The sequence below is a fragment of the Streptomyces catenulae genome, assembly GCF_000718015.1.
Taxonomy (GTDB): domain Bacteria; phylum Actinomycetota; class Actinomycetes; order Streptomycetales; family Streptomycetaceae; genus Streptomyces; species Streptomyces catenulae.
Map to the genome: position 1 here is coordinate 80,814 of NZ_JODY01000037.1, position 23,966 is coordinate 104,779.

A 23,966-nucleotide genomic window follows, 5' to 3' on the forward strand; every position below is an offset into this window, starting at 1 on the left:
TTGATCGATGAGCATTTGGGGGCAGATGCGGTGTTAGCTTCAACAGCTGACCCAGCGGGGGGCGGTACGACGAAAGTGACAGGAGCCATGGGCCGAGCGGACGCGACACGAGCGCGGCAGGGGAGCCGCGGGGCCGGGCCCCGGCCGAAGGGCCGGATACGCCGACTCTTCACCTGGAAGAAGATGCTCGGCACCTTCTTCGGGATATGCCTCCTCGGGATAGCCGCCGCCTTCGGCCTGTACTTCTACGTCGACGTCCCCGCGGCGGGCACCGAGATCGCCACCGCGCAGAGCAACGTCTACAAGTACGCCGACGGCAAGGTGCTCGCCCGCACCGGCAAGCTGAACCGTGAGAGCGTCCCGCTCAGCCGGGTGCCCCTGGAGGTGCAGCACACCTTCGTCGCCGCCGAGAACAAGACCTTCTACGACGACCACGGCATCGATCTCAAGGGCACCTTCCGCGGCATCTTCAAGACCCTCCAGGGCGAGGGCAAGCAGGGTGGCTCCACGATCACCCAGCAGTACGTCAAGAACTACTACCTCTCCCAGGAGCAGACGGTCTCCCGCAAGCTCCAGGAGATCGTGATCTCCCTGAAGGTCGACAACGAGAAGTCGAAGTCGGAGATCCTCGACGGTTACCTCAACACCAGCTACTACGGCCGCGGCGCCTACGGCATCCAGGCCGCCGCCCAGGCGTACTACCGCAAGGACGCCGAGCAGCTGACCGTCTCGCAGGGCGCCTACCTCGCCTCGCTGCTCCAGGCGCCCAACCAGTACGACTGGGCGCTGGCCACCCCGACGGGCAAGAAGCTCGTCCAGCAGCGCTGGGCCTACACCCTCGACAACATGGTCGAGATGAAGTGGCTCAGCAAGGCCGACCGGGACAAGCAGAAGTTCGACGTCCCCAAGGACCCCAAGCCGCAGGAGGGGCTGACCGGCAGCACCGGCTATCTCGTCCAGGCGGCCAAGGACGAACTCTTCGCCCACGGCGTCGACGAGAAGAAGTTCGCGCTGGGCGGCTGGACCGTCACCCTCGGCGTCGAGAAGGACAAGCAGCTCGCGCTGGAGCGGGCCGTCAAGCGCAAGCTCACCGCCGACCTCGACCCCAAGCTCCGCGAGGCCGACCGGAACGCCCAGCTCGGCGCCGCCTCCGTCGACCCGAGCACCGGCCACATCGTCGCGATGTACGGCGGCGCCGGATACACCCAGCACTACATCAACAACGCGACGCGCCAGGACTACCAGCCGGCCTCCACCTTCAAGCCGCTGATCCTCGCCACCGCCCTGGAGAACCACGCCACCACCCAGGACGGCCGCCCGATCACGCCCGACACCGTCTACGACGGCACCAACCGGCGCCCGGTCACCGGCGGCACCGCACCGTTCGCACCGCCCAACGAGGACCAGCGCAGCTACGGCAACATCACCGTCCAGAAGGCGATGAACAACTCCGTCAACTCGGTGTTCGCGCAGATGGGCGCCGATGTCGGCCTCGACAGCCTGAAGAAGACCGCGACCTCGCTGGGCATGAACGGCGCCCGGATGGACGTCCAGCCCGCCATGACCCTCGGCTCCATGGGCGCAAGCCCGGTCCAGATGGCCGGGGTCTACGCGACCTTCGACAACCACGGCCGCAAGGTCACCCCGACCCTGGTCACCAAGGCCGAGCACGCCACCGACCCGGAGCCGGACCTGCCGGACCCGATCGGCGACCAGGTGCTCAGCCGTAAGACCGCCGACACCGTCACCTCGGTGCTGCGCGGTGTGGTCGACGACGGTACGGCCACCGCGGTGCAGGACACCTCGTACCAGGCGGCGGGCAAGACCGGCACCTCCGACGACAACAAGTCGGCGTGGTTCGTCGGCTACACGCCCAAGCTGGTCACCGCCGTCGGCATGTTCGGCGAGGCCCAGGGCGGTAAGCAGGTCACCCTCCGCGGTGCCGGTGGCGGCGGCCGGGTCAACGGTGGCGGCTACCCGGCGCAGGTCTGGGCCGCCTACAACGCGGCGGCGCTCGGCTCCGGCGCCGGAGCCACCTTCGACCTGGACGCCGACTCCGGCATGGGCGTCGCCCCGCCGCCCCCGACCGACACCAGCCCGCCCGCCTCGGAGACGCCGTCCGGCACCCCGACCGAGTCGGAGAGCCCGTCGGGCACCCCCACCCACGACCCGACGCCGACCGACACCGGCGACCCGACGCCCACCGACACCGGCTCCGCCCCGACCGACCCCGGCACCGGCGGCACCACCAGCGGCACCACCGGCGGTCCGGGCGGCGCCAACGGCGGCCAGGGCGCCGGCGGCAACAACGGCACCGGCGGCGCGGGCGGCGCGGGCAACGGCCCCGGCGGCGGCGCCGACGGCCTCAACGCGCTGAACTGACCGGCCCCCGCACGGCCCGCGGCCCCCGCCTCGTACCCACGGGGCGGGGGCCGCGGGCCGTGCGGCGGCGGGTCAGCCGCCGTTGACCTTCTTGGCGATCCGGTCGCCGACGTCCTTGTCGACATTGCGCCAGTACTGCAGCGCCCGCTCCAGCACCGGCTTGCTGACACCACCCCGCAGGTGCCCGGCGACATTGCCCACCAGCCGCTCACGGGCCGCGTCGTCCATCACCTTGCGGACCAGCGTCCCCGGCTGCCCGAAGTCGTCGTCCTCCCGGCGCTTGGTGTACGCCTCCCGGACCAGCTCCCCGTCGGCGGCCCAGCCCACCGGGTCCGTGCCCTCCTGCGCGGCGGCGGCCGGACCCCCGTACGAGTTCGGCGCGTACGGCCGGGCCGCCCGCGAGGGATCGAACCGCATCGGTCCGTCCTTGGCGTACGAGTGGACCGGGACGTGCGCCCGATTCGGCGGCAGCTGGGCGTAGTTCGGGCCGATCCGGTACCGGTGCGTGTCCGGGTACGAGAAGAGCCGCCCCAGCAGCATCTTGTCCGGCGACGGGCCGATGCCCGGCACCAGGTTGGACGGTTCGAACGCCGCCTGCTCGATGTGGATGAAGTAGTCCTCCGGGTTCCGGTTCAGCGTCATCCGCCCGACCTCGATCAGCGGGTAGTCGCCGTGCGGCCACACCTTCGTCAGATCGAACGGGTTGAACCGGTAGTCCGGCGCGTCATCGAACGGCATGACCTGCACATACAGCGTCCACGAGGGGGCGTTGCCGCTCTCGATCGCATCGTGCAGGTCCCGGCGGTGGACGTCACCGTCCTCACCGGCCAGCCGGTCGGCGTCCGCCTGCGTGAGGAAGTCGATGCCCTGATCGGTCTTGAAGTGGTACTTGATCCAGAACTTCTCCCCTCCGGCGTTGACCCACATGTACGTGTGCGAGCCGTAGCCGTTCATGTGCCGGTACGACTTGGGGATGCCGCGGTCGCCCATCAGCCAGGTGACCTGGTGCGCGGACTCCGGTGACAGCGTCCAGAAGTCCCACTGCATGTCGTTGTCGCGCATCCCGTTGTCCGGGCGGCGCTTCTGCGAGCGGATGAAGTCCTGGAACTTGATCGTGTCGCGGACGAAGAACACCGGGGTGTTGTTGCCGACCAGGTCGTAGTTGCCCTGCTCGGTGTAGAACTTCAGGGCGAAACCGCGCGGGTCGCGCCAGGTGTCGGGGGAGCCCTGCTCACCGGCGACGGTCGAGAAGCGGGCCAGCATCTCGGTCGTCTTGCCCGGCTGGAAGAGATCCGCCTTGGTGAACTGGCTGACGTCGTTGGTGACCGTGAAGGAGCCGTACGCGCCGCTGCCCTTGGCATGCACCACCCGCTCGGGGACCCGTTCCCGGTTGAACAGGGCCATCTTCTCGATCAGGTAGTGGTCGTGCAGCGCGATCGGGCCGTCGGGGCCGATGGTCAGCGAGTTCTCGTCGCTCCCGATCGGGATGCCGACGTTGTTCGTCGTGTGCGGGACGTTCTGCGCGGGCCTGGACATGGAGGAGCGCCTCCGTTTCGACTGGGAAGTGGGGGAGTGGGGGGTCAGTCAGTCCCTTTTGTCCACCCAAGCAGTCAACGCCGCCGACGGCATGTCGGCAACCCTGTACCGACAACCCTTTCCCGACGGGCCACACCCGCCCCACCCGGCACCCGCCCCGGCCCACCGCACACGGGAGAGCCCCGCCCGGCTGCCCGGACGGGGCTCCCGCAGACCGTACGCACCACGCGCCCGGCCGGGTGATCAGCGCGGACCGGCGCCCGGCGGCATCGACAGCTCGAACCAGACGACCTTGCCCATGCTCAGCCGGGTGGCGCCCCAGCGCCGCGCCATGCGGTTGACGAGATACAGACCGCGCCCGCCCTCGTCCGACGGGCGCGCCTGCCGCAGCCGCGGCAGCTGCGGCACGTCGTCGCCGACCTCGCAGCGCAGCACATCCGTCCGCAGCAGCCGCAGCGTCACCGGCCGCTCCGCATACCGCACCGCATTGGTCACCACCTCGCTGACCAGCAGCTCCACCTGATCCGTCAGCTCCTCCAGACCCCAGCGCGACAGCGCCCGCCGGGCCAGCCGACGCGCCTGCCCCGCCGTCTGGGCCTTCGGATCGAGATACCAGTAGGCGACATCGCTGGGTGCTATCCCGTCGAATCTCGCCGCCAGCAACGCGATGTCGTCGTCACGGTCGCCGGGCCCGAGCATGTCCAGGACCTCGTCGCAGAGCGGCTCCAGCGGCGGCGGGTTCGGGCCGGTCAGCCGCGCCGTCTCCGCCAGCCGCTCCCGCAGCTGCTCGATGCCCGTCCACACGTCCCGGATCCGCGACTCCACCAGACCGTCGGTGTAGAGCACCAGCGTGGCACCGGCCGGGGCGTCCAGCTCCACCGCCTCGAAGTCCACACCGCCGACCCCGATGGGCGCGCCCGCCGGGACCCGCAGCACCTCCGCCCGGCCGCCGCGGTGCAGCATGACGGGCGGCGGATGCCCCGCGTTCGCCACGATGATGCGGTGCGCTACCGGGTCGTACACCGCGTACAGGCAGGTCGCCATGCGGTCCGAACCCAGCCGCTGCGCCTGTTCGTCGAGGTGGTGCAGCACCTCCTGCGGCGGCAGATCCAGACCGGCCAGCGTCTGCGCCGTCGTCCGCAGCTGCCCCATGATCGCCGCCGAGGTCATCGAGTGCCCCATGACGTCCCCGACGACCAGCGCCACCCGGCTGCCCGGCAGCGGAATCGCGTCGTACCAGTCGCCGCCGACCCGCGCGGTCTCCGCGGCGGGCAGATAGCGGCTGGCCAGCCGGACGCCGGTGGGCTGCGGCAGCGAGTCCGGCAGCATCGTGCGCTGGAGCGCGTCGGCGATGTACGCCTCGCGGCCGTAGAGCACCGCCTTGTCCACGCCGAGCGCGGTGTGCGTCGCCAGCTGCGCCGCGACCAGCAGATCGTCGCCCTCGAACGCCGGACGGTCCGGGCGGCGCAGGAACACCGCCGCCCCGATCACCCGGCGGCGGCCGCGCAGCGGCGCCAGGATCACCCGGCGCCCGCCCGGCAGCTGGGTGCCGTCGCCCAGCAGCTCCGGCAGGGCCGTCCGCGCCGCCGGGACGTCACCGAAGAGCGGCCGCACCCCGCGCAGCACCTCCGCCAGCGGCCCGCCGTTCAACACCTCGGCCAGCTCCGCCGCGCTGCCGCCCATCGCCGGGCCCAGATCGGGCTGCGCGGGCAGCACCGGCAGCCGGATGCCGTTGGTGTCCGGCTCCTCCGGGATCCGGTCGGTACGCCGCAGCCGCAGCACCATCGGACCGGTCGGCCGCTCGTCGCCCACCGGCAGCGGATCGCGCAGATACACCAGGATCGCGTCGGCGAACGTCGGAACCGTCGCCCGGCAGAGCCCCAGCACGATCTCGTCCAGATCGATACCGCGGGCGATCCGCCGGGTGGCCGCGCCGATGAACCGCAGCCGGTCCCCGCCCGCCTGCCGGGCGGCCGCCGCCTCGTCGCTCTCGCCCGGATGGTCCGCCCGCGCCGGAGGCACCGGCGCCGGACCGGTCGCCGCACCCGCGGGCGGCGGTACGAACGCGCCGGACGACCCGTCGTCACCCGGCGGCCGCGACCGGCCGCCCTCCCGTGGCCGCCCGATGCCCTCGGCCGGGACGTGGCCGGTACCCGGCCGCGGCTCACCGGGGCGCGGCTCGCCCTGCTCCGGCGGCTGCGCCCCGCCGACCGCGCCGCGCGCCGCCAGCCCGTCGTCGTACGGGGCGTGACCCCCGGCCGTACGGGGCCGGCCGTGGCCCGCGACCGGCTCGCCGCCGCCCGGCCCGGCACCGGCCGTGACCAGCGGGGCGTCCGGCGGACCTGCGGCCGCGCCGTTCTCACCGCGCACGGCGAAACCGGCCCCGGGCAGCGGTGCGAAGCCCGCCGCCCCCGGCTGCTGGAGGGCGCTGCGGGGGTCCGGCACCCCGCCGAGCGGCGAGGAGCCCGGGCCCCGCGCGGGGGACGCCGAAGGAGCGGCAGGCGGGACCGGCTGCCGCAGGTGGTGGGAGGTTGGGTGCTCCGTCACGCGTGGGATTCCATCCGTCCGGGGCTGCGCGCCCGACGCGCCGCGTGTCAAGCGCGCCGGTGCGACGCGCCTGACCCGCTGCGTCTCAAGCGCGTCGCAGGTGCAGAAAGAGCTGGATCTCAGGTGGTACGTCCGTACTGGCCGGGGCGTACGCGTAGGAATCCTCCCCGGCGATGTCGAAACCGGCGTCGCGCACGACACGGCGCAGGTCCTCACGCAGGAAACCCGATACCCGGATCGAGTTGCCCAGGAACGGGATCGTGAAGTCGTCCACATCGGCCTCGACCATGGACAGGGCCATCACCCCACCCGGCCGTAGCAGATCATGCAGCATCCGCAGCGCATAGGGAATCTCCGCGCGCGGCAGCATCAGCAGGGTGAAGTACGCCGTGATCCCGTCGAACGACCCGGGGCCGCTCAGCGAACCGTGCCGCAGCTCTGCGACGTCCATCCGGTGGAACTCCGCCTCGGGGACGTTCTCCCCGGCGACCTTGACCATCGTGGGGGAGAGGTCGACGCCCACCACCCGGTGGCCCGCCTCGGCGAGCTGACGGGAGGTGGGCAGCCCGGTACCGCAGCCGACGTCCAGCACCCGCGAGCCGGGCGGCAGTTCACCGGCGAGCCATGCGGCCGACGCCACCTGCCCGTCCTTGTGCGGGAACGCTTCGTCGTAGCGGTCACCGATCGCGTCGAACGCCTCGGACTGGCCCGCCCGGTCCAGAGCTAACCGGTTCAGGCCCTCGTACTTGTCGTAGCTGTCAGCGCTCACGACCTCGCCTCTCCTGCGCCCGCGGTCAAGTTCTGTTGTGATTGGTGGAGTTGCGCCTGTGCAGTCTCGCGGAGGACGATCCTACGGTTCGTGGCCCAGGGCGCAGCAAGGGGGCTCGGCACCCGGTCCACCGAGGAACCGGAGGAGTTGCCCCCAGGCGCGTCTTTCCACCCATCGCCCCGTTCACTCGCCCGACTCCGCCTTTCCTCTCTTCGCCCGCTCACGACCGCAAACGCCCGGGGACACGGTCCCAGTCCGTCGGCAGCGACGGCAGCTCCCACGCCGGATCGGGCCGCCACTCCTCCCAGCCGTCCCGGAACGGCGCGCCCCACTCGGCGATCCGCTCCACCGCCGCCCGGCCCGCGGCCCGCACCCGCGCCGCCTGCTCCGGCGGCATCAGCCCGTCCCGCTGCGCCTGGTCGAACTCGTCCTCGTCCCGCCACTCCCAGCTGCGGTCCGGGTAGACGCAGAGATCGAGGAAGTGGTCCTGTGAATCGATGCCGCCCGCCCAACGGGCGCGTGGCTCCTCCAGATTCACGTACCAGTTCTTGAACCGCCACTCGCGCTCCCAGAACAGCCACACCGACCACGGCTCGCCGGGCCGCGCCAGCTTCAGCACGCCGGTGCCGAACCAGCGGTCGTACGAGATCCGCCGCGGCCGGGTGTAGCGCGTGGCCAGCGGCTCGCGGTGGACCGCGGTGCCGTCGGCCATCACCGGCTTCACACAGGCGGTGCCCGGCGCCATCCACACCGCCAGCAGGTCCTCGGTGTCCCGGACCACGGTCACCGGGCGGCAGATGTGGAAGCGCGCGCCGTCGGCGTTGTCGCGGTAGCGCCACAGGATGTGGCTGCCGGGCGCCCAGCGCGCGGCCGGTACCGCCGTCCGCCGCGGCCCGGGAGCGCCGTGCCCGGTCGGTGCGCCCGCCGTGGTCCCCGTCCTCTCCGCTGTCATGGCCAGATCTTAGGGCCTGCCGCCGCCCTTCCGCCGTCCGTCCGCAAGGTCGCCCGGACGGCGGCGCGAGGGCGGGTCGCGAGGGCGCCGGCGTACGCCCTGACGTGGGGCGTCCGCGGTGTCACGGGTGGGTCATCCGCAACACGTCCAGCGCCTCGTCGAGTTGGGCGGTCGTCAGTATGCCGCGCTCCACATAGCCGCCCTCGTCCACGACCTGACGGATCGTCTTCCGTTCGGCGAGCGCCTTCTTGGCGACCCTCGCCGCCTCCTCGTAGCCGAGGTACTTGTTGAGCGGGGTGACCACCGAGGGGGACGACTCGGCGTATTCGCGGGCGCGTTCGGCGTGGGCGGTGATGCCGTCGACGGTGCGGTCCGCGAGCAGCCGGGTGACGTTGGCCAGCAGCCGGATCGACTCCAGGACGTTCTTGGCGATCACCGGGAGCATGACGTTCAGCTCGAAGTTCCCGGCGGCACCGGCCGCGGCGACCGTCGCGTCGGCGCCGGTGACCTGCGCGGCGACCATCAGCACCGCCTCCGGGATCACCGGGTTGACCTTCCCCGGCATGATCGAGGAGCCGGGCTGGAGGTCGGGCAGGGCGATCTCGGCGAGGCCGGTGCGCGGCCCGGAGGCCATCCAGCGCAGATCGTTGGCGATCTTCGTCAGGCCGACGCCGATGGTCCGCAACTGGCCGCTGATCTCCACCACACCGTCGCGCGCGCCCTGCGCCTCGAAGTGGTTGCGCGCCTCGGTGAGCGGCAGTCCGGTGGCGCGGGCGACCCGCTCGATCACCGCGGCGGAGAACCCGGGCGGGGTGTTGATACCGGTGCCCACCGCGGTGCCGCCGAGCGGGAGTTCGGCGAGCCGGGGGAGCGAGGCGCGCAGCCGCTCGACGCCGTACCGTACCTGCGCGGCGTACCCGCCGAACTCCTGCCCGAGCGTCACCGGCGTCGCGTCCATCAGATGGGTCCGCCCGGACTTCACCACCTCGGCGAACTCCGCCGCCTTGCGCTCCAGGGCCGCCGCGAGGTGGTCGAGTGCCGGGATCAGCTCGCGGGTGACCGCCGCCGTCGCCGCGATGTGGAGCGAGGACGGGAAGACGTCGTTGGACGACTGGCTGGCGTTGACCTCGTCGTTGGGGTGGACGTCCCGGCCCAGCCGCTCGCTCGCCAGTGTCGCGATGACCTCGTTGGCGTTCATGTTGGACGAGGTGCCGGAGCCGGTCTGGAAGACGTCGATGGGGAAGTGGTCGTCCCACCGGCCCGCCGCGACCTCCTCCGCCGCCCCGGCCACCGCCCGCGCCACCTCGGGGTCGAGGACCCCCAACTCGGCGTTGACCTCCGCCGCGGCGGCCTTGATCCGGGCCAGCGCCTCGATGTGGGCGCGCTCCAGCCGCCGGCCGGAGATCGGGAAGTTCTCCACCGCCCGCTGGGTCTGCGCCCGCCACTTCGCGTGGGCGGGCACCCGCACCTCGCCCATGGAGTCGTGCTCGACGCGGTACCCCGCGCCCGCCGTGCCGTCCTGCCGGTCCGTCCTGTCGCTCACCTTCGCCACCTCCGAACGGCACAGCGTCCGGCGGCTCCGCGGTGTTCCCGGCGACGGATTGTTACCGCGGGTAATGCCCCGGCCGGGCTACGTTTCCGGCGCCCCCCGGGGAGCGCCGGAAACAGCCGCGGTGAACGCCGGGCTCAGTGCGCGATGCCGTCGATCAGCTCGCGGGCGCCCTGCCGCAGCAGCGCCACCGCCACCGACGTGCCCAGCGTCGCCGGGTCCAGCCGCCCGGCCCACTCGTGGGCGTTGAGCACCGTCTTGCCGTCCGGGGTGAACACACACGCCCGCAGCGACAGATCGCCGCCCCGCCCGGCGCGGGCGTACCCGGCGATCGGGGAGTTGCAGTGCCCCTGGAGGACGTGGAGGAACATCCGCTCCGCCGTCGCCTCCCGGTGGGCCGCCGGGTCGCCGAGCGGGCTGATGGCGTCGATCAGCTCCGTGTCGCCCTCGCGGCACTGGAGCGCCAGGATCCCGGCGCCGATCGGCGGGCACATCACGTCCGTGGAGAGCACCTCGGTGATCACGTCCGGGCGGCCGATGCGCTCCAGACCGGCGACCGCGAGCAGCAGCGCGTCGGCGTCGCCCGCGGCCAGCTTCTCCATCCGGCGGTTGGCGTTGCCGCGCATCGGGACGCACTCCAGATGCGGGTGCGAGGCGGCGAGCTGCGCCCGGCGGCGCACCGAGGAGGTGCCGATACGGGTCCCGGCGGGCAGCTCGTCCAGGGTGAGGCCACCGGGGTGGATGAGGGCGTCGCGCACGTCGTCCCGCTTGAGGAACGCGGCGAACGCCGTCCCGGCGGGCAGCGGACGGTCGGCGGGCACGTCCTTGACGCAGTGCACCGCCAGATCGGCCTCCCCGGCCAGCAGCGCCGCGTCGACCTCCTTGGTGAACGCGCCCTTGCCCTCGACCAGCGACAGATCGCCCAGCCACTTGTCGCCGGTGGTCTTCACGGGGACGACCTCGGTGCGCACCCCCGGAAGGAGCGCGGAAAGTTCGGCGCGTACCCGCTCCACCTGGGCGAGCGCCATCGGCGAGTCACGGGAGACGATTCGGATCAACTCAGGGGCGGACATGGCTCCACGATAGGCCGTCGGTCCCGGGCGCCGTACGGGGGCGGGGCGTGTCTCCGGGGAGGCCGGACCGCGCCGCCCGGGGCGCCGCCGACCGGCGCGCGGAACACCTCCGCGCGCCGGTCCCGCACGCCCGCGCCCGCCCGGTCGCACCCGGTGGCGCCCGGTGGTCAGCGCAGCGCCGCGGCCCGCCTGCGGAGTTCGGCGTGCAGCCCGCCGTGCACCTCCGCCGGGGGCAGCCACTTTTTGCGGAGCTTGGCGACGCAGGTGTAGTTGCTGTCGCAGACGTTGGCCAGCGGCGACTCCACCGCCTGCGTCACGAACTGGTACGCGTCTAGCTCGCTCAGCCCGAAGTCCCGCGCCAGCCACTGCACCAGGTCCAGCTGCGAGATGCGGAAGGCGTCCTCCAGGGGGCGCGCCGAACCGGTCGAGATCAGATGGGTGTCGGACTCGATCCGCGGCCAGGGCGTCGCGACGCCCTTCAGCAGCTCCACGATCACCACCGTGTGCATCGCCGTCTCCACGGCGACCCCGCAGGTCTCGCCCTCGCCCTGGCGCGCGTGCCCGTCCCCCAGGCTGAACAGCGCGCCCTCGACGTTCACCCCGAGGTAGCAGGTGACACCGGCGCGCATCTCCGGGGTGTCCATGTTGCCGCCGTGCGCGTCCGGGACGAGCGCGGACCGGGCCTCCAGGTTGGCCGGGGCCACCCCGACCGTGCCGTGCATCGGCTCCATGGGGAGCGTCAGCGTGTGGTCGCTGTCCCGGGCGGTGAAGCGGCACAGCCGCCGCTCCCGGTCCAGCTCCCAGATCCACACCGCCTCCGGGAGCGGCGGGTGCAGCGCGGCGGTGGCGTGCGTCGCGGTCAGCGCCCCGAAGAGCGGCACGGTCGTCGACGCCGCCCAGTCCCGCCGCGGCTCGACGGAGACGAAGTGCACCGCGAGGGTGTCCCCGGGCTCGGCGCCCTCGACGTGGAAGGGCCCGGTCTGCGGATTGACGTAGGGGAACTCGCAGACCCGCGAGACCAGGTCGTCGGCGGTGCGCACCCGGCCGCCGAAGCAGTCCTCGGTGTGCACGTCAAGGACGGTGCCGGGCGCGATCCGCGCGACGGGCGCCGCCCCGCCGAACGTCCAGGCGTACTCCTGCGCGGTGGGTCGGACGGTGAGCACCCGCGGGGTGTCGGCGGGGTCGGTCATCGGGACTCCTCATCGTGGGGTGGATCGGACGGGACGGCGGGCCGCGCCGCGTCGGGGCGTACGGCGGGCCCGGACGCGCCGGGGCGTGCGGTGGGTGCGGTCGCGCCGGGGCGCGCCACCGGACCGGACGCGCCCGCCGCGTCCGCCTCCGCCCCCTCGATCCCGACGAGTCCGGCCGTCGCCAGCGCGTCCGGCCGCCGGTGCCGCACCACCGCGACCACCACGAGCCCCACGGCCGTCCAACCGGCCACCACCGCCCCCGCGTACGAGACCGGCGGGGTCAGCTTCTCGACGAACGGGAACGCCGGGATCCCGGCGGCGGTGAGCAGCGCCGGGGTGAACGCGGCGATGCCCAGCAGCGGGAGCAGCAGATGGCGCACCGGGCGGAACGCGGCACGGTGACGGCGCAGGAAGTACCCCGCGCAGGCGGCGTTGGTCAGCAGGTAGACCGCGATGATCGCGACCACCACCACCGTCGCCAGCAGCAGGAACGCGGTCCGCGGGCCGTACGCCGCCCCCAGGAGCAGCGCCGTGCCCAGCGCGATCACGAACTGCGCCGCCAGCCCCACCACGGGCGAGCGGTGCACCGGGTGGAGCCGGGCGAAGGCCCGCGGGAAGAGCCCGTCCCGGCCCAGCGCGAAGGCGGTCCGGGTCGAGGCGTTGGTGGCCGCATTGGCGTTGGCGACCGTGGAGTTGACCACCGCCAGGAAGATCAGCACCCAGAAGATCCCGTAGGAGGCGCGGGCCACCCCGTCCCAGGACGCCGCCCCGGACGGCCCGAAGGAGGCGAACGCGTCCGGCCCGAAGTACACCGTGATCGCATACGTCGTGAGGACGAACAGCAGCCCGACGGAGAGCGCCGCCCCGAGGACCGCGCGGCGCACCGTACGGCGCGGATCGCGGGTCTCCTCGGCCAGCGGCGCCGCCGCCTCGAACCCGGCGAACGCCAGCACCGTGTAGACCGACCCCGCGATGACCCCGGAGAGCCCCGGATGGTCCGGCGGGGTGTGCGAGGTGCCGAACACCGTCAGGGTGTTGTGCCGCCCGGCCGCCGCGATCAGCAGCACCGCGAGCACCACGAAGACCAGCACCTCGAACACGCCGAGCACGGTGCCGAACCGCGCCGACGCCCTTATCCCGTAGAACCCCGTCGCCACGATGAGCACCGCCCCCGCGACCGCCCACGGCCACCACAGGCCCGCCGGATAACCGGGCCACTCCTGGTGCAGCGTGTCCGCGACCGTGAACCCCAACTGGAGCAGCAGCAACCCCGGTACGAGCGCCTCGACCAGCAGATACGTCCACGCCACCAGGAACCCGACGACGGGGTGCAGCCCCTGGGCGCTGTACGTCGCCACCGAACCGGCCGACGGCAGCTGCCGCGCCAGCTCCGCGACGGACGAGGCGGTGAACAGGCAGGCGACCAGGGCGATCAGCACCGACAGCGGCAGCGCGCCGCCCGCGTACGCCGCCCCCGCCGGGATCGACACCGCGACGGCGGCGGCCGGAGCCATCGACGTCACGCTCTGGAACAGCACCTCCCGCAGCCCCACGGCGTCCCGCCGCAGCCCCGGACCGCCCCCGCCCGTCCCCTGCCGTCCCGTGTGTCCCAGCTGTGCCACGGCCGCTCCCGCACCTCATGACGTTACGGACCCCCGCAGCGTAGGGAGGCCCGCTCCGGTGACGGAAGGGGCCATACGGTCAGCGTTGCCGGTGCTCCCCGGGGCACGCCGGCGGACCCGGCAGGCGCCCCGGGACCTGCGCCGACGGGCGAAATCGCGCCGCGGGCCCCCGGTGTGCAAGGGTGGAATCTCGTCGAAAGCACCTCGGTGAAGGGAGAAGCGCATGTCCTCGAAGCGACGCCGCAAGAAGAAGGCACGCCGCAAGAACGGAGCCAACCACGGCAGCAGGCCCCAGTCCTGAACCGTCGGCTCCATCCCGGCAACGCCGATGCCCCGCGCCTCTGTTGAGAGGGCGGGGCATCGGCGTGTGCGGGCTCCTACGCGCCGGGTGGTGCGCCCGGCGGCGCGTACGGCGCCCGCGGCGGCTGCGGGCCGTACGGCGGCGTCTGCGGGCCCGTGGGAACGCCCGGCGGCGGGACGGCCGCCCGCCGCCTGTCCGACCGGGCGTAGTGGAGCGTCAGGGCCGCCGCACCCCCGAGGAAGACGACCGCGACGGTGCCCGGGAGGACCACGGAACCGCCCGAGCGGAAACTGTCGAACGCCGCGTACCCGCTGCCCAGACCCGGCATCAGCAGAGCCCAGCGCTGCCGTGAACGCCCTTCCGGGTTCGGCGCCTTCGTCAGCCGACCGGCGGGCGGCGGCGGGCCGAAGCCGACCGCCGGTGCGGGGCCCGTGGCGCGCCGCATCACCAGGTACGGCGGTGCGCCCCGCCGCGTCTGCCACCGGATGACGACATAGCCGTGCCGGTGGCCGAGGAGCGCCGTCTCCTCGGGGGTCATGCCCGCGCCGGTGGCCCGCACCTTGACCTCAGGGCGCCCGTCGAAGGAGCGGAGGATCTCCTCCCGGCGGCTGCGCTGCCGGGACCTGGTGCCCACGAGGTCGCTCCAGCCGGAGACCGCGACGGCGACCGAGGCGCCGAACGCGAGGAGGACGACGGCCAGGGCGATCAGAAGGGTCATGCCGCATCCTCCCACCCGGCCCCCGCCCGCACCTCCTCCGGTACGAACCGCAGGCTCCGCAGGAACGGCAGCACCAGCGCGCAGTGTTCCGCCCACGGGTCGGCGCCCGGTGCGCTGAACACCACCGTGGCCAGCGCCTGCGCCCCGGGGACGGCGTCCGGCGGCACGGGGATGAACACCTGGAGTTGGGCCGTCGCGGCGGACGGCCCCGGGGCGCCGCCGGACCCGCGCGGGGGTTCCGGCCGCCGTACGGTGAACGCCGCCGTGCCGCAGGGCAGTTCCAGGGTGCGGGCGTCCGTACCGGAGCCGTGTTCGGCGAGGACGGTGCCGATGCCCGCGAGGGCGGCGGCGGTGTCCCGGTAGGTGAGCGGGGAGAGCCCGAGCGTCAGCGTCCCCACCGACCAGGCGCCGTGGAAGTGGCGGAAGCAGGTGGCGGCGTAGCGGAGGTCTGTGGTGGCGAGCAGCGCCGAGGTCCGCTCGTACGCCGCGGTGAGCGGGGCGATCCGGCCGGGCGGCGGGCAGACCCCGTGGTCGTCCTCCAGACGCGCTCTCACCTCGGCCTCCGCCTGTGCGGTGGAGAGCCCGGGAACGACCTCCCGGAAGACCGACGGAATCTCGAAGGCGACGCCTATCGCACTCATTCGAATCACCATGATCGCTGGACTGCCGACTGTCGGGGAATTACTGCCGCGTAACCCTCCGGAAACGGCCCACGAGGACCGCCCGTACGGCAGCACCGGCCGGAAGCCGACGCCGGGAAGAGGGATACCGGTGAGATGAAGGGACTTCTCCGCGGCGCCGCGTCCGCCGTGCCGTCGGCACCGCCGGAGGTTTTACGGAAAGGCGGACCGGGCGCGGGAAAGGGGCACCGCGGGGGAGGCGGGGCCGGAGCGTTCCGCACGCCGTACGGGCCCGGTCAGGGCCGTGGACGGGCGGCTTCGGCCGCGGGGTTCAGGGAGCGGGCGGAAAGGCCGCGCCGAGCCGGTGCATCCGGCGCTCGGTGCGATTTCTCGGCAGCCGCGGCTGCCCGCCGCCGACCGTGAAATCCCTGGAATCGGACCGGTGCATCGATGACTCCCGTACGACGAACCGCGCAGCGACCGGCATTCCCGGCCGATAAATCCACCCGAGGCTAACACGGCGATATCGCGCGGCCGTGCGGATCCGTTGCACACAACTCCCTTACGATTGCCGGGAATTCGCCGGAATCGGGCGCCGGGGAAAATGCCGGCGGAACGGATCCGGCCGCCACCCCGTGCGGGGTGACGGCCGGATCCGAGGGGCGTGCCCAGGGTGGTGCGGGGCGCACGCGGTGTCCGCGCACGCCCCCGGCGTACTAGGCGCCCTGACGCACCGGGATGCTGGTGAACGTCGGCGCGGGCGCCGGGTCCTGGAAGAAGTCGTTGCCCTTGTCGTCGACGACGATGAAGGCGGGGAAGTCCTCGACCTCGATCCGCCAGACCGCCTCCATGCCCAGCTCCTCGTACTCCAGGACCTCGACCTTCTTGATGCAGTCCTGGGCGAGACGGGCCGCCGGGCCGCCGATGGAGCCGAGGTAGAAGCCGCCGTGCGCCGCGCAGGCGTCGGTGACCTGCTGGGAGCGGTTGCCCTTGGCCAGCATGATCTTCGAACCACCGGCCGCCTGGAACTGCTCGACGTACGCGTCCATCCGGCCCGCGGTCGTCGGACCGAACGAACCGGAGGCGAAGCCCTCGGGCGTCTTGGCCGGACCGGCGTAGTACACCGGGTGGTTCTTCAGGTACTCCGGCATCTCCTCACCGGCGTCCAGCCGCTCCTTGATCTTCGCGTGGGCGATGTCACGGGCGACGACCAGCGTGCCGGTGAGCGAGAGCCGGGTCTTCACCGGGTGCTTGGTCAGCTCGGCGAGCATCTCGTCCATCGGGCGGTTCAGGTCGACCTTCACCGCGTCGAGGTCCGGACCCGCGCCCTCGGTCAGCTCCTCCTCGGTGGTCTCCGGGAGGAAGCGCGCCGGGTCCCTCTCCAGCTCCTCCAGGAAGACACCCTCGGCGGTGATCTTCGCGACCGCCTGCCGGTCCGCGGAGCAGGACACCGCGATGGCCACCGGGCAGGACGCGCCGTGCCGCGGCAGCCGCACCACGCGCACGTCGTGGCAGAAGTACTTGCCGCCGAACTGCGCGCCGATGCCGATCTTCTGCGTCAGCTCGAAGACCTTCTCCTCCAGCTCCTTGTCCCGGAAGCCGTGGCCGGTCGGCGAGCCCTCGGCGGGCAGCTCGTCGAGGTAGTGCGCGGAGGCGTACTTGGCGGTCTTCAGCGCGTACTCGGCGGAGGTGCCGCCGACGACGATCGCCAGGTGGTACGGCGGGCAGGCGGCCGTACCCAGCGAACGGATCTTCTGCTCCAGGAACTTCATCATGGAGGTCTCGTTGAGGACCGCCTTGGTCTCCTGGAAGAGGAACGACTTGTTGGCGCTGCCGCCGCCCTTCGCCATGAAGAGGAACTTGTAGGCGTCGCCGTCGTTCGCGTACAGCTCGATCTGCGCCGGGAGGTTGGAGCCGGTGTTCTTCTCGTCCCACATGGTCAGCGGGGCCATCTGCGAGTACCGCAGGTTGAGCTGGGTGTACGCGTCGAAGATGCCGCGCGAGAGGGCCTCCTCGTCGCCGCCCTCGGTGAGCACCTGCTGGCCGCGCTTGCCCATGACGATGGCGGTGCCGGTGTCCTGGCACATCGGGAGGACGCCCGCCGCCGCGATGTTGGCGTTCTTCAGCAGGTCCAGCGCGACGAACCGGTCGTTGGCGCTGGCCTCCGGGTCGTCGAGGATCTTGCGGAGCTGCGCGAGGTGCGTGGGGCGCAGGTAGTGGGCGATGTCGTGCATCGCCTCGGCCGCCAGCTTGCGCAGCGCCTCCGGCTCGACCTTGAGGAACGTACGGCCGTCCGCCTCGAAGGTGCTCACGCCCTCCGACGTGACCAGGCGGTACCGGGTGGTGTCCGCGCCTACGGGAAGCAGGTCGGTGTAGGCGAATGCGGGGCCGGAGGGGCGGGAGACGGGGGGCATGGGGGCCATTCCTCACTCGACAGGGGGTTCGCCGGCATCTGCGGCAGCACCGACCAGCGTAGAACCCTGGCGCGGCGCGACGGCTGTGAGGTAAGGCTCAGTTACCCGCGAGGGCGTGCGGGCCGCGGCATCGCGCCTCCGGGGCCGCCCCTGACGCACCCCTGAGAGCCACCCCGAGACATCCCGGAGACCGACCCTGACGCACCCCGGAAGTTTGCTGCCGGGGCGACCTGATGCCTCGAATCCCTGTTCGCGATGTATCGCGTTTGGGTATGTTGGGCGCGTGGATGCAGAGAACCGGGGGACCGACCCCGCGACCCCCGCCGGACCGCGCGACAGCGGTCGGCAGCCCGCGCCTCAGGAGCGGCGGCCGGTCGATATGACCAAGCCCGTCGCCGAGGCGGACCTCCGGGCGTCGGACGCGGACCGCGACCGGATCGCCGAGATCCTCCGCGAGGCGCTGGCCGAGGGACGGCTGGACGCCGAGGAGCACGCCGAGCGGATCGACGCGGTCTACCGCGCCAAGACGCTGGGCGAGCTGGAGCCGATGGTGCGCGACCTGCCCGCACCGGGCCGTACGGCGTCCCCGCGGACCGCCGCCGAGGCGCATGCCGGGCCGGTGCCGGACCAGAGCCTGGTCGCGGTCTTCAGCGCCTCGACGCGCAAGGGCCGCTGGCGGGTGCCGGGGCGGATCAACGCCGTGGCGATCTTCGGCAGCGTGGAGATCGACCTGACCGAGGCGCTCTTCCCGCAGCAGCAGGTGCTGATCAACGTCACCGCGATCTTCGGCAGCGTCGAGATCCGCGTCCCGGAGAATCTCACCCTGCGCAGCAGCGGCTCCGGAGTGCTGGGCTCCTTCGAGGTGGCGACCAACGACGCGGTCGAGCCGGACGCCCCGGTCGTCCAGGTCAACGGCTACGCCGTGCTGGGCAGCGTGGAGGCGAGGCCCAAGCGCGGCGCCTGGGTCCGCGACCTCATAGGCAAGCTGCGCGACGACCGCCAGCAGCTGCGCGACCAGCTCCGCGAGGACCGCCGCGACCGCCACGCCGCCCGCCGCGCGGAGCGGTACGACCGCCACGACCGCTTCCGCAAGGACGACTGACGAGGGACCGGGCGCGGGCCCGGGAGGCCCGGCACGGCGCGGCGCGGGCCCGTCCCGGCGGCGCCCGCCGGGCGGTCCGGGCCGCCCGCGTACGACGGCTCCCGGACCGGCGTACGACGGCGCTCCGGGCCCCCTTCCCGATCACCACGGTGTGCATAAGCGCGGGTACAGCGGGTAGGGCTGGGGGCATCGTCTCTCGTACGGCGGCGGGCTGCGAAGTGCCGTGCGCAGAGGGACGGACCAGGGTGCCGCCCACTTCGCCGAAGCCTTCGTCAGGAGTAGACCGTGCTGCTACCGCAACAGCCCCTGCAGGCCGCCGCTGCCGTTCCGTCCCAGCGAGTCCCCTCACGTGACGAGGCAGGCCCCTGGCATGCCGAGGCCGCCTGCCGCCGGGACGAGGCCGGACTCTTCTTCGCCCCGTCCAAGGAACCCACCGCCGCCCGGCTGGCGCGCGAGGAGGCGGCGAAGCGGGTCTGTGCCCGCTGTCCGGTGATGCTCGAATGCCGCGAGCACGCCCTGCTCCAGCCCGAGCCGTACGGCGTCTGGGGCGGGCTGACCGCCGCCGAGCGCCGCGTCGTCCTCACCCGGCGCCGCCGCCGCGAGGCCGACATCCCGCGCCAGACCCGGATGCCGGCCGCGGGCTGACACCCGGACGGCACGGCGCGCGTCCCGGAGCGGCCGGAAATACGGCTCCCGCCGGGACGCACGCGGTGCGCCGCCCGTCGCGTCGGTCAGCTGGGGCGCTCGAAGTCCACCGTGCTGTACGCGCGCAGCTTCGACAGCCGGTGCTGCGAGTCGATCTGGCGGATCGTGCCGGACTTCGACCGCATCACCAGGGACTGGGTGAAGGCGGTGTCCGCGCGGTAGCGGACACCGCGCAGCAGCTCGCCGTCGGTGATGCCGGTGGCGACGAAGAAGACGTTGTCGCCCTTGACGAGGTCGTCGATGGCCAGGACCTTGTCCAGGTCGTGCCCGGCGTCGAGGGCGCGTCGGCGCTCCGCGTCGTCCTTGGGCCACAGCTTGCCCTGGAAGGAGCCGCCCATGCACTTCAGCGCGCAGGCGGCGATGATGCCCTCGGGGGTGCCGCCGATGCCGAGCAGCAGGTCGACGCCGGTGCCCTCGCGGGCGGCCATGATCGCACCGGCGACGTCGCCGTCCGCGATGAACTTGATGCGGGCGCCGGCCTCCCGGACCTCCTTGACCAGGTCGTCGTGGCGCGGCCGGTCCAGGATGACGACGGTGACGTCCTCAACGGCGGAGCGCTTGGCCTTGGCGATGCGCTTGATGTTCACCGCGACCGGCGCGTTGATGTCGACGAAGTCGGCGGCCTCGGGGCCGGTGGCGAGCTTGTCCATGTAGAAGACCGCGGACGGGTCGAACATGGAGCCGCGCTCGGCCACGGCCATCACGGAGACGGCGTTGGCCATGCCCTTGGCGGTCAGCGTGGTGCCGTCCACCGGGTCGACGGCCACATCGCACTCGGGGCCGGTGCCGTCGCCGACGCGCTCACCGTTGTAGAGCATCGGGGCGTTGTCCTTCTCGCCCTCGCCGATGACGACCACGCCGTCCATCGACACGGTGTGGATCAGGGCGCGCATCGCCTTGACCGCCGCACCGTCGGCGCCGTTCTTGTCACCGCGCCCGACCCACCGGCCCGACGCCATGGCGCCGGCCTCGGTGACCCGGACCAACTCCAGGGCGAGGTTGCGGTCGGGGGCCTCGGGGCTGACCTCTAGGGGGGACGGGAGCTGATGCTCGGACACGAGCGCACCTTTCTGTACGGCTACTGCCGCAGGTCTGAGGGTGTTCCGATTTTATCGTCACGCCGCGAAAGTGAGCAGGCGGCCCTTCGCATGAGCGGAGCGGCGACCGGCGGTGACAGGCCGCATCCGGGGCGGCGCCGCGGCGCCCCGGGGGCCGTGTCCTGATCGTCCGGGTCATGGGGGACCATAGGGGCGTGGCTGGAATGCGAGGCAGACAAACGGTACGGGACATGGTCCTGTCGCTGGCGGTGATCGGCGTGCTCGTCGCGGCGATCTACATCTTCATCCCGCACGACGACAGCGGCACCGCGGAGCAGAACGCGGTCAAGGCCGTCGACACCCGCGTCGAGGTCATCACGGCCCGCCGGGCGGCGCCGTACCCGGTCGCCGCGCCGGAGGGGTTGCCGAAGACCTGGCGCGCCACCTCCGTGTCGTACCGCGCGAGCGACGACGGCAAGGGCGGCGCCTGGCATCTGGGGATGCTCGACCCGGAGCAGCAGTACGCGGCGGTGGAGCAGAGCGACGCGCCCGCGGACCAGTTCATCAAGGACGTCACGCTCGGCGCCGAGCGCGCCAAGGGCGAGCAGGCCGTCGGCAGCAAGAAGTGGGAACGCTACAAGGGCGAGAAGTACAACGCGCTGGTGCGCAAGGAGGCCGATGTGACCACGGTGGTCACCGGCACCGCACCGTACGGCCGCCTCGCCGAGCTGGCCGCGGCCCTGGTGGCGAAGAAGGGCTGACCGGGCCCGCGTCCGCGGAGACGGTGAAGGCCGCCGCACCCCTGGGGGGAGCGGCGGCCTTTCGCGTGCCGGGGGCGCCGGTGCGGCGGCCGTCCGGGCTCAGATCGTGGTGACGGCCTCGGTGTACTCCAGGCGCGGCGAGCGGGGGAAGAAGGCGTCCGGGCCCGGCTTGCCGAAGTTGATGACGAGGAAGGACTTCTGCTTGCCGTCGCCGAAGAACTCCTTGTCGACGGCGGCGAAGTCGAAGCCGGTCATCGGGCCGGCGGCCAGACCGGCGGCGCGGATGCCGAGGATGAAGTAACCGGCCTGCAGCGTGGCGTTCTGGGTGCCCGCGACCTCGCGGACGGCCGCCTCGGAGAAGAAGGTGTCCTTGACGCCCGGGGCGTGCGGGAAGAGCTGCGGCAGCTTCTCGTGGAAGTCGAGGTCCACGGAGAGGATCGCGGTCAGCGGCGCGGCCAGCGTCTTCGGGCCGTTGGCGCCCATGGCGTGGGCGACCAGGCGCTTACGGGCGTCCTCGGAGCGGACCAGCGTGAGGCGCAGCGGCGACTGGTTGAAGGCGGTCGGGGCGAACTTCACCAGGTTGTAGATGGCCTGGACCTGCTCGTCCGTCACCGGCTCGTCCGTGAACGTGTTGGCGGTCTGGGCCTCGCGGAAGAGGAGGTCCTGAGCGGCGGCGTCAAGGGCGAGAGACATGGAAGCACCTCGGTGAGTCAGATAGGGGGAGGGTCGGGGCTGCCGATCCGGTGTGTCTAGGTGCTCCACTGTAGCCGAATTAGATTAATCTTCAACTAAAACCCGAGGGGTGTGAGGGGGCTCACGGTGGGGCTCACGGTGCGGGGTACGGGGCGCCGCGCAGCGGGCGGCGCCGACCGCTGCGGCTCCGCCGCCGGGTGTGGCTCCGCCGCCGGGCGCGGGCCCGGCGTTCCCGAGGGCAGCCGGGCCGCCCCGGGATCAACCCCGGTCGGCGTTCCCCTCGGGTGCGTCGGACTCGGCGAGGGCCGCGTCCAGGCGGGCGCGGGCGCCGTCCAGCCAGCGGCGACAGACCTTGGCCAACTCCTCGCCGCGCTCCCAGAGGGCCAGCGACTCCTCCAGCGTCGTGCCCCCGGCCTCCAGGCTGCGGACGACCTCGATCAGCTCGTCCCGCGCCTGCTCGTAGCCGAGGGTGGAGTCCACGGGCGCCACGGGATCGGCGGCCCGCTCACCGGCCGCACCGTGCTCCGCGTCCGCCATCTCGTCCGTCTCCGTCTCCGCCTTCGCCATGCCGTCCAGACTATGCGCTGGGTGTGACAGCGCCGTTGCCGTCGTCCGTACCGTCGGTGACCCGTACCACGAAGGCGCCCTCGCAGACCCGTGCGCGCAGCTCCTCGCCGCCGGTCACCTCGGCGGGGGAGCGCACCGCCGTGCCGTCGCCGCGCTGGAGGACGGCGTAACCGCGCTCCAGCGTCGCCTTCGGGGAGAGCGCGACGACCCGGGCGCGGGTGTGCGCCAGCTCGGAGTCGGCGCGGTCCAGCAGATGGCCGAGGGTCCGGCGGCCACGGCCGAGCAGCGCGTCGATCTGCTCGGCGCGCTCCGTCACCATCCGCTGCGGATGGCGTATCGACGGGCGGCTCAGCGCCGCCGCGAGCCCCCGCTCCTCCCGCTCCAGGAAACCGCCGACCGCGCGCAGCGCCCGCTCGCGCAGCTGCCGCACCCGCGTCAGCTCCTCGCCGACGTCCGGGACGACCTTCTTCGCCGCGTCGGTCGGGGTGGAGGCCCGCAGGTCGGCGACGAGGTCGAGCAGCGGGGTGTCCGGTTCGTGGCCGATCGCGGAGACGACCGGGGTGCGGGCCTCGCCGACCGTCCGCACCAGCCGCTCGTCGGAGAACGGCAGCAGATCCTCCACGCTGCCGCCGCCGCGCGCCACGATGATGACGTCCACCTCGGGCAGCGCGTCCAGCTCCCGCACCGCCTCGATGACCTCGGGCACCGCGCGCGCCCCCTGGACGGGGACGTTGCGCACCTCGAAGCGGACGGCGGGCCAACGGTGCCGGGCGTTCTCCAGTACGTCCCGCTCGGCGGCGCTGGCCCGGCCGCAGACCAGGCCGATCAGCTGCGGCAGGAACGGCAGCGGCCTCTTGCGGTCCAGGGAGAACAGGCCCTCGGCCGCCAGGGACTTCTTCAGCTGCTCCAGCCGGGCGAGCAGCTCGCCCACCCCGACCGGCTTGATCTCCGCGGCGCGCAGCGACAGCTGGCCGCGCGGCGCGTACCACTCCGGCTTGGCGTGCACCACGACCCGGGCGCCCTCGCTGACCACATCCGCCACCTGGTCGAAGACCCGGCGGTAGCACGTCACGCTCAGCGAGATGTCGTGCGAGGGGTCGCGCAGCGTCAGGAACACCACTCCGGCGCCCGGCCGCCGCGACAGCTGGGTGATCTGCCCCTCGACCCAGACGGCGCCGAGCCGGTCGATCCACCCGCCGATCAGCCGCGACACCTGTCCGACCGGGATCGGCGCTTCGGGAGACGTGGAGAGAGCCATACGGGCGAGAGTATCGGCGACCGGTGACAACGGCGGGGGTCCGGCGGCGGACCGGCCCGGCGCCCCACCCTGCGGCGGCGCCCGGCCCCGCACCGGAACCTGGCCACCCGCACCGGAGCCCCACCCGGCGGCGGCGCCCGGCCCGGCGCCCGGCGGCGCGCCCCGCGCCC

20 protein-coding genes are annotated in these 23,966 nt (G+C 72.9%); 5 read left to right on the forward strand and 15 right to left on the reverse strand.

Annotated features, from left to right (window positions below; translation table 11 throughout):
• The first annotated feature begins 87 nt into the window (after positions 1-87).
• Positions 88-2,382 carry a transglycosylase domain-containing protein gene (locus tag IF23_RS0126585; RefSeq protein WP_030287983.1) on the forward strand — a complete coding sequence of 765 codons (2,295 nt, stop codon included), beginning with the start codon at positions 88-90 and terminating at the stop codon, positions 2,380-2,382.
• Between the two features lie 72 nt (positions 2,383-2,454).
• Here IF23_RS0126585 and IF23_RS0126590 read toward each other — a convergent pair whose 3' ends face one another.
• From IF23_RS0126590 to IF23_RS0126625, 8 genes are all read right to left on the reverse strand, one after another.
• On the reverse strand, positions 2,455-3,918 hold the full coding sequence (locus tag IF23_RS0126590) for a catalase (RefSeq protein WP_030287988.1): 1,464 nt from the start codon (positions 3,916-3,918) through the stop codon (positions 2,455-2,457).
• A gap of 243 nt (positions 3,919-4,161) precedes the next feature.
• Positions 4,162-6,465, reverse strand: a complete 2,304-nt coding sequence (locus IF23_RS0126595; RefSeq protein WP_030287990.1) for a SpoIIE family protein phosphatase — start codon at positions 6,463-6,465, stop codon at positions 4,162-4,164.
• An 85-nt stretch (positions 6,466-6,550) separates the two neighbouring features.
• Entirely contained in the window at positions 6,551-7,234 is a 684-nt protein-coding gene (locus IF23_RS0126600) for a class I SAM-dependent DNA methyltransferase (RefSeq protein WP_030287991.1), read from the reverse strand.
• Positions 7,235-7,454: 220 nt separating this feature from the next.
• A complete protein-coding gene (gene fomD, locus IF23_RS0126605) occupies positions 7,455-8,186 on the reverse strand; it encodes a cytidylyl-2-hydroxypropylphosphonate hydrolase (RefSeq protein WP_030287993.1) in 732 nt (243 codons plus the stop codon).
• Between the two features lie 121 nt (positions 8,187-8,307).
• A complete protein-coding gene (locus IF23_RS0126610) occupies positions 8,308-9,729 on the reverse strand; it encodes a class II fumarate hydratase (RefSeq protein ID WP_281180015.1) in 1,422 nt (473 codons plus the stop codon).
• A gap of 143 nt (positions 9,730-9,872) precedes the next feature.
• A complete protein-coding gene (gene hemC / locus IF23_RS0126615; RefSeq protein ID WP_030287997.1) occupies positions 9,873-10,808 on the reverse strand; it encodes a hydroxymethylbilane synthase in 936 nt (311 codons plus the stop codon).
• A gap of 167 nt (positions 10,809-10,975) precedes the next feature.
• Complete coding sequence (locus IF23_RS0126620; RefSeq protein ID WP_030287999.1) at positions 10,976-11,998, reverse strand: acetamidase/formamidase family protein; 1,023 nt, start codon at positions 11,996-11,998, stop codon at positions 10,976-10,978.
• Positions 11,995-13,620, reverse strand: a complete 1,626-nt coding sequence (locus tag IF23_RS0126625; protein ID WP_245655119.1) for an APC family permease — start codon at positions 13,618-13,620, stop codon at positions 11,995-11,997. Before IF23_RS0126625 ends, IF23_RS0126620 begins: the two co-directional genes overlap by 4 nt.
• A 223-nt stretch (positions 13,621-13,843) precedes the next feature.
• On the opposite strand from IF23_RS0126625, the gene IF23_RS35690 reads away from it, so the two are divergent.
• Positions 13,844-13,921 carry a 50S ribosomal protein bL37 gene (locus IF23_RS35690; protein WP_370443954.1) on the forward strand — a complete coding sequence of 26 codons (78 nt, stop codon included), beginning with the start codon at positions 13,844-13,846 and terminating at the stop codon, positions 13,919-13,921.
• 76 nt (positions 13,922-13,997) lie between these two features.
• Here the strand turns inward: IF23_RS35690 and IF23_RS0126630 are convergent, their stop codons facing one another.
• The 3 genes from IF23_RS0126630 to IF23_RS0126640 form a co-directional block, all read right to left on the reverse strand.
• Positions 13,998-14,639 carry a hypothetical protein gene (locus IF23_RS0126630; RefSeq protein ID WP_030288003.1) on the reverse strand — a complete coding sequence of 214 codons (642 nt, stop codon included), beginning with the start codon at positions 14,637-14,639 and terminating at the stop codon, positions 13,998-14,000.
• A complete protein-coding gene (locus IF23_RS0126635) occupies positions 14,636-15,280 on the reverse strand; it encodes a hypothetical protein (RefSeq protein WP_030288005.1) in 645 nt (214 codons plus the stop codon). Before IF23_RS0126635 ends, IF23_RS0126630 begins: the two co-directional genes overlap by 4 nt.
• A 695-nt stretch (positions 15,281-15,975) precedes the next feature.
• Positions 15,976-17,673 carry a fumarate hydratase gene (locus IF23_RS0126640; RefSeq protein ID WP_030288007.1) on the reverse strand — a complete coding sequence of 566 codons (1,698 nt, stop codon included), beginning with the start codon at positions 17,671-17,673 and terminating at the stop codon, positions 15,976-15,978.
• Positions 17,674-17,956: 283 nt separating this feature from the next.
• Here IF23_RS0126640 and IF23_RS31635 point away from each other — a divergent pair, with 283 nt between their 5' ends.
• Together IF23_RS31635 and IF23_RS0126650 are read left to right on the forward strand one after the other, a co-directional pair.
• Positions 17,957-18,775, forward strand: coding sequence for a DUF1707 SHOCT-like domain-containing protein (locus IF23_RS31635; protein ID WP_078654283.1), 819 nt, complete (start codon positions 17,957-17,959; stop codon positions 18,773-18,775).
• Positions 18,776-19,060: 285 nt separating this feature from the next.
• The gene (locus IF23_RS0126650) at positions 19,061-19,420 is read left to right on the forward strand and encodes a WhiB family transcriptional regulator (protein ID WP_030288011.1); all 360 of its coding nucleotides are present in this window, start codon (positions 19,061-19,063) and stop codon (positions 19,418-19,420) included.
• 86 nt (positions 19,421-19,506) lie between these two features.
• Here the strand turns inward: IF23_RS0126650 and glpX are convergent, their stop codons facing one another.
• A complete protein-coding gene (gene glpX / locus IF23_RS0126655) occupies positions 19,507-20,538 on the reverse strand; it encodes a class II fructose-bisphosphatase (RefSeq protein WP_030288014.1) in 1,032 nt (343 codons plus the stop codon).
• A gap of 203 nt (positions 20,539-20,741) precedes the next feature.
• On the opposite strand from glpX, the gene IF23_RS0126660 reads away from it, so the two are divergent.
• Positions 20,742-21,278, forward strand: coding sequence for a DUF4245 domain-containing protein (locus IF23_RS0126660; RefSeq protein WP_030288016.1), 537 nt, complete (start codon positions 20,742-20,744; stop codon positions 21,276-21,278).
• A 99-nt stretch (positions 21,279-21,377) separates the two neighbouring features.
• On the opposite strand, the gene IF23_RS0126665 is transcribed toward IF23_RS0126660, so the two are convergent.
• The 3 genes from IF23_RS0126665 to xseA form a co-directional block, all read right to left on the reverse strand.
• Positions 21,378-21,971, reverse strand: coding sequence for a malonic semialdehyde reductase (locus IF23_RS0126665; RefSeq protein WP_030288018.1), 594 nt, complete (start codon positions 21,969-21,971; stop codon positions 21,378-21,380).
• A 258-nt stretch (positions 21,972-22,229) separates the two neighbouring features.
• Complete coding sequence (locus IF23_RS0126670) at positions 22,230-22,538, reverse strand: exodeoxyribonuclease VII small subunit (RefSeq protein WP_030288019.1); 309 nt, start codon at positions 22,536-22,538, stop codon at positions 22,230-22,232.
• Between the two features lie 10 nt (positions 22,539-22,548).
• A complete protein-coding gene (xseA, locus tag IF23_RS0126675; RefSeq protein ID WP_030288021.1) occupies positions 22,549-23,796 on the reverse strand; it encodes an exodeoxyribonuclease VII large subunit in 1,248 nt (415 codons plus the stop codon).
• Positions 23,797-23,966 lie beyond the last annotated feature (170 nt).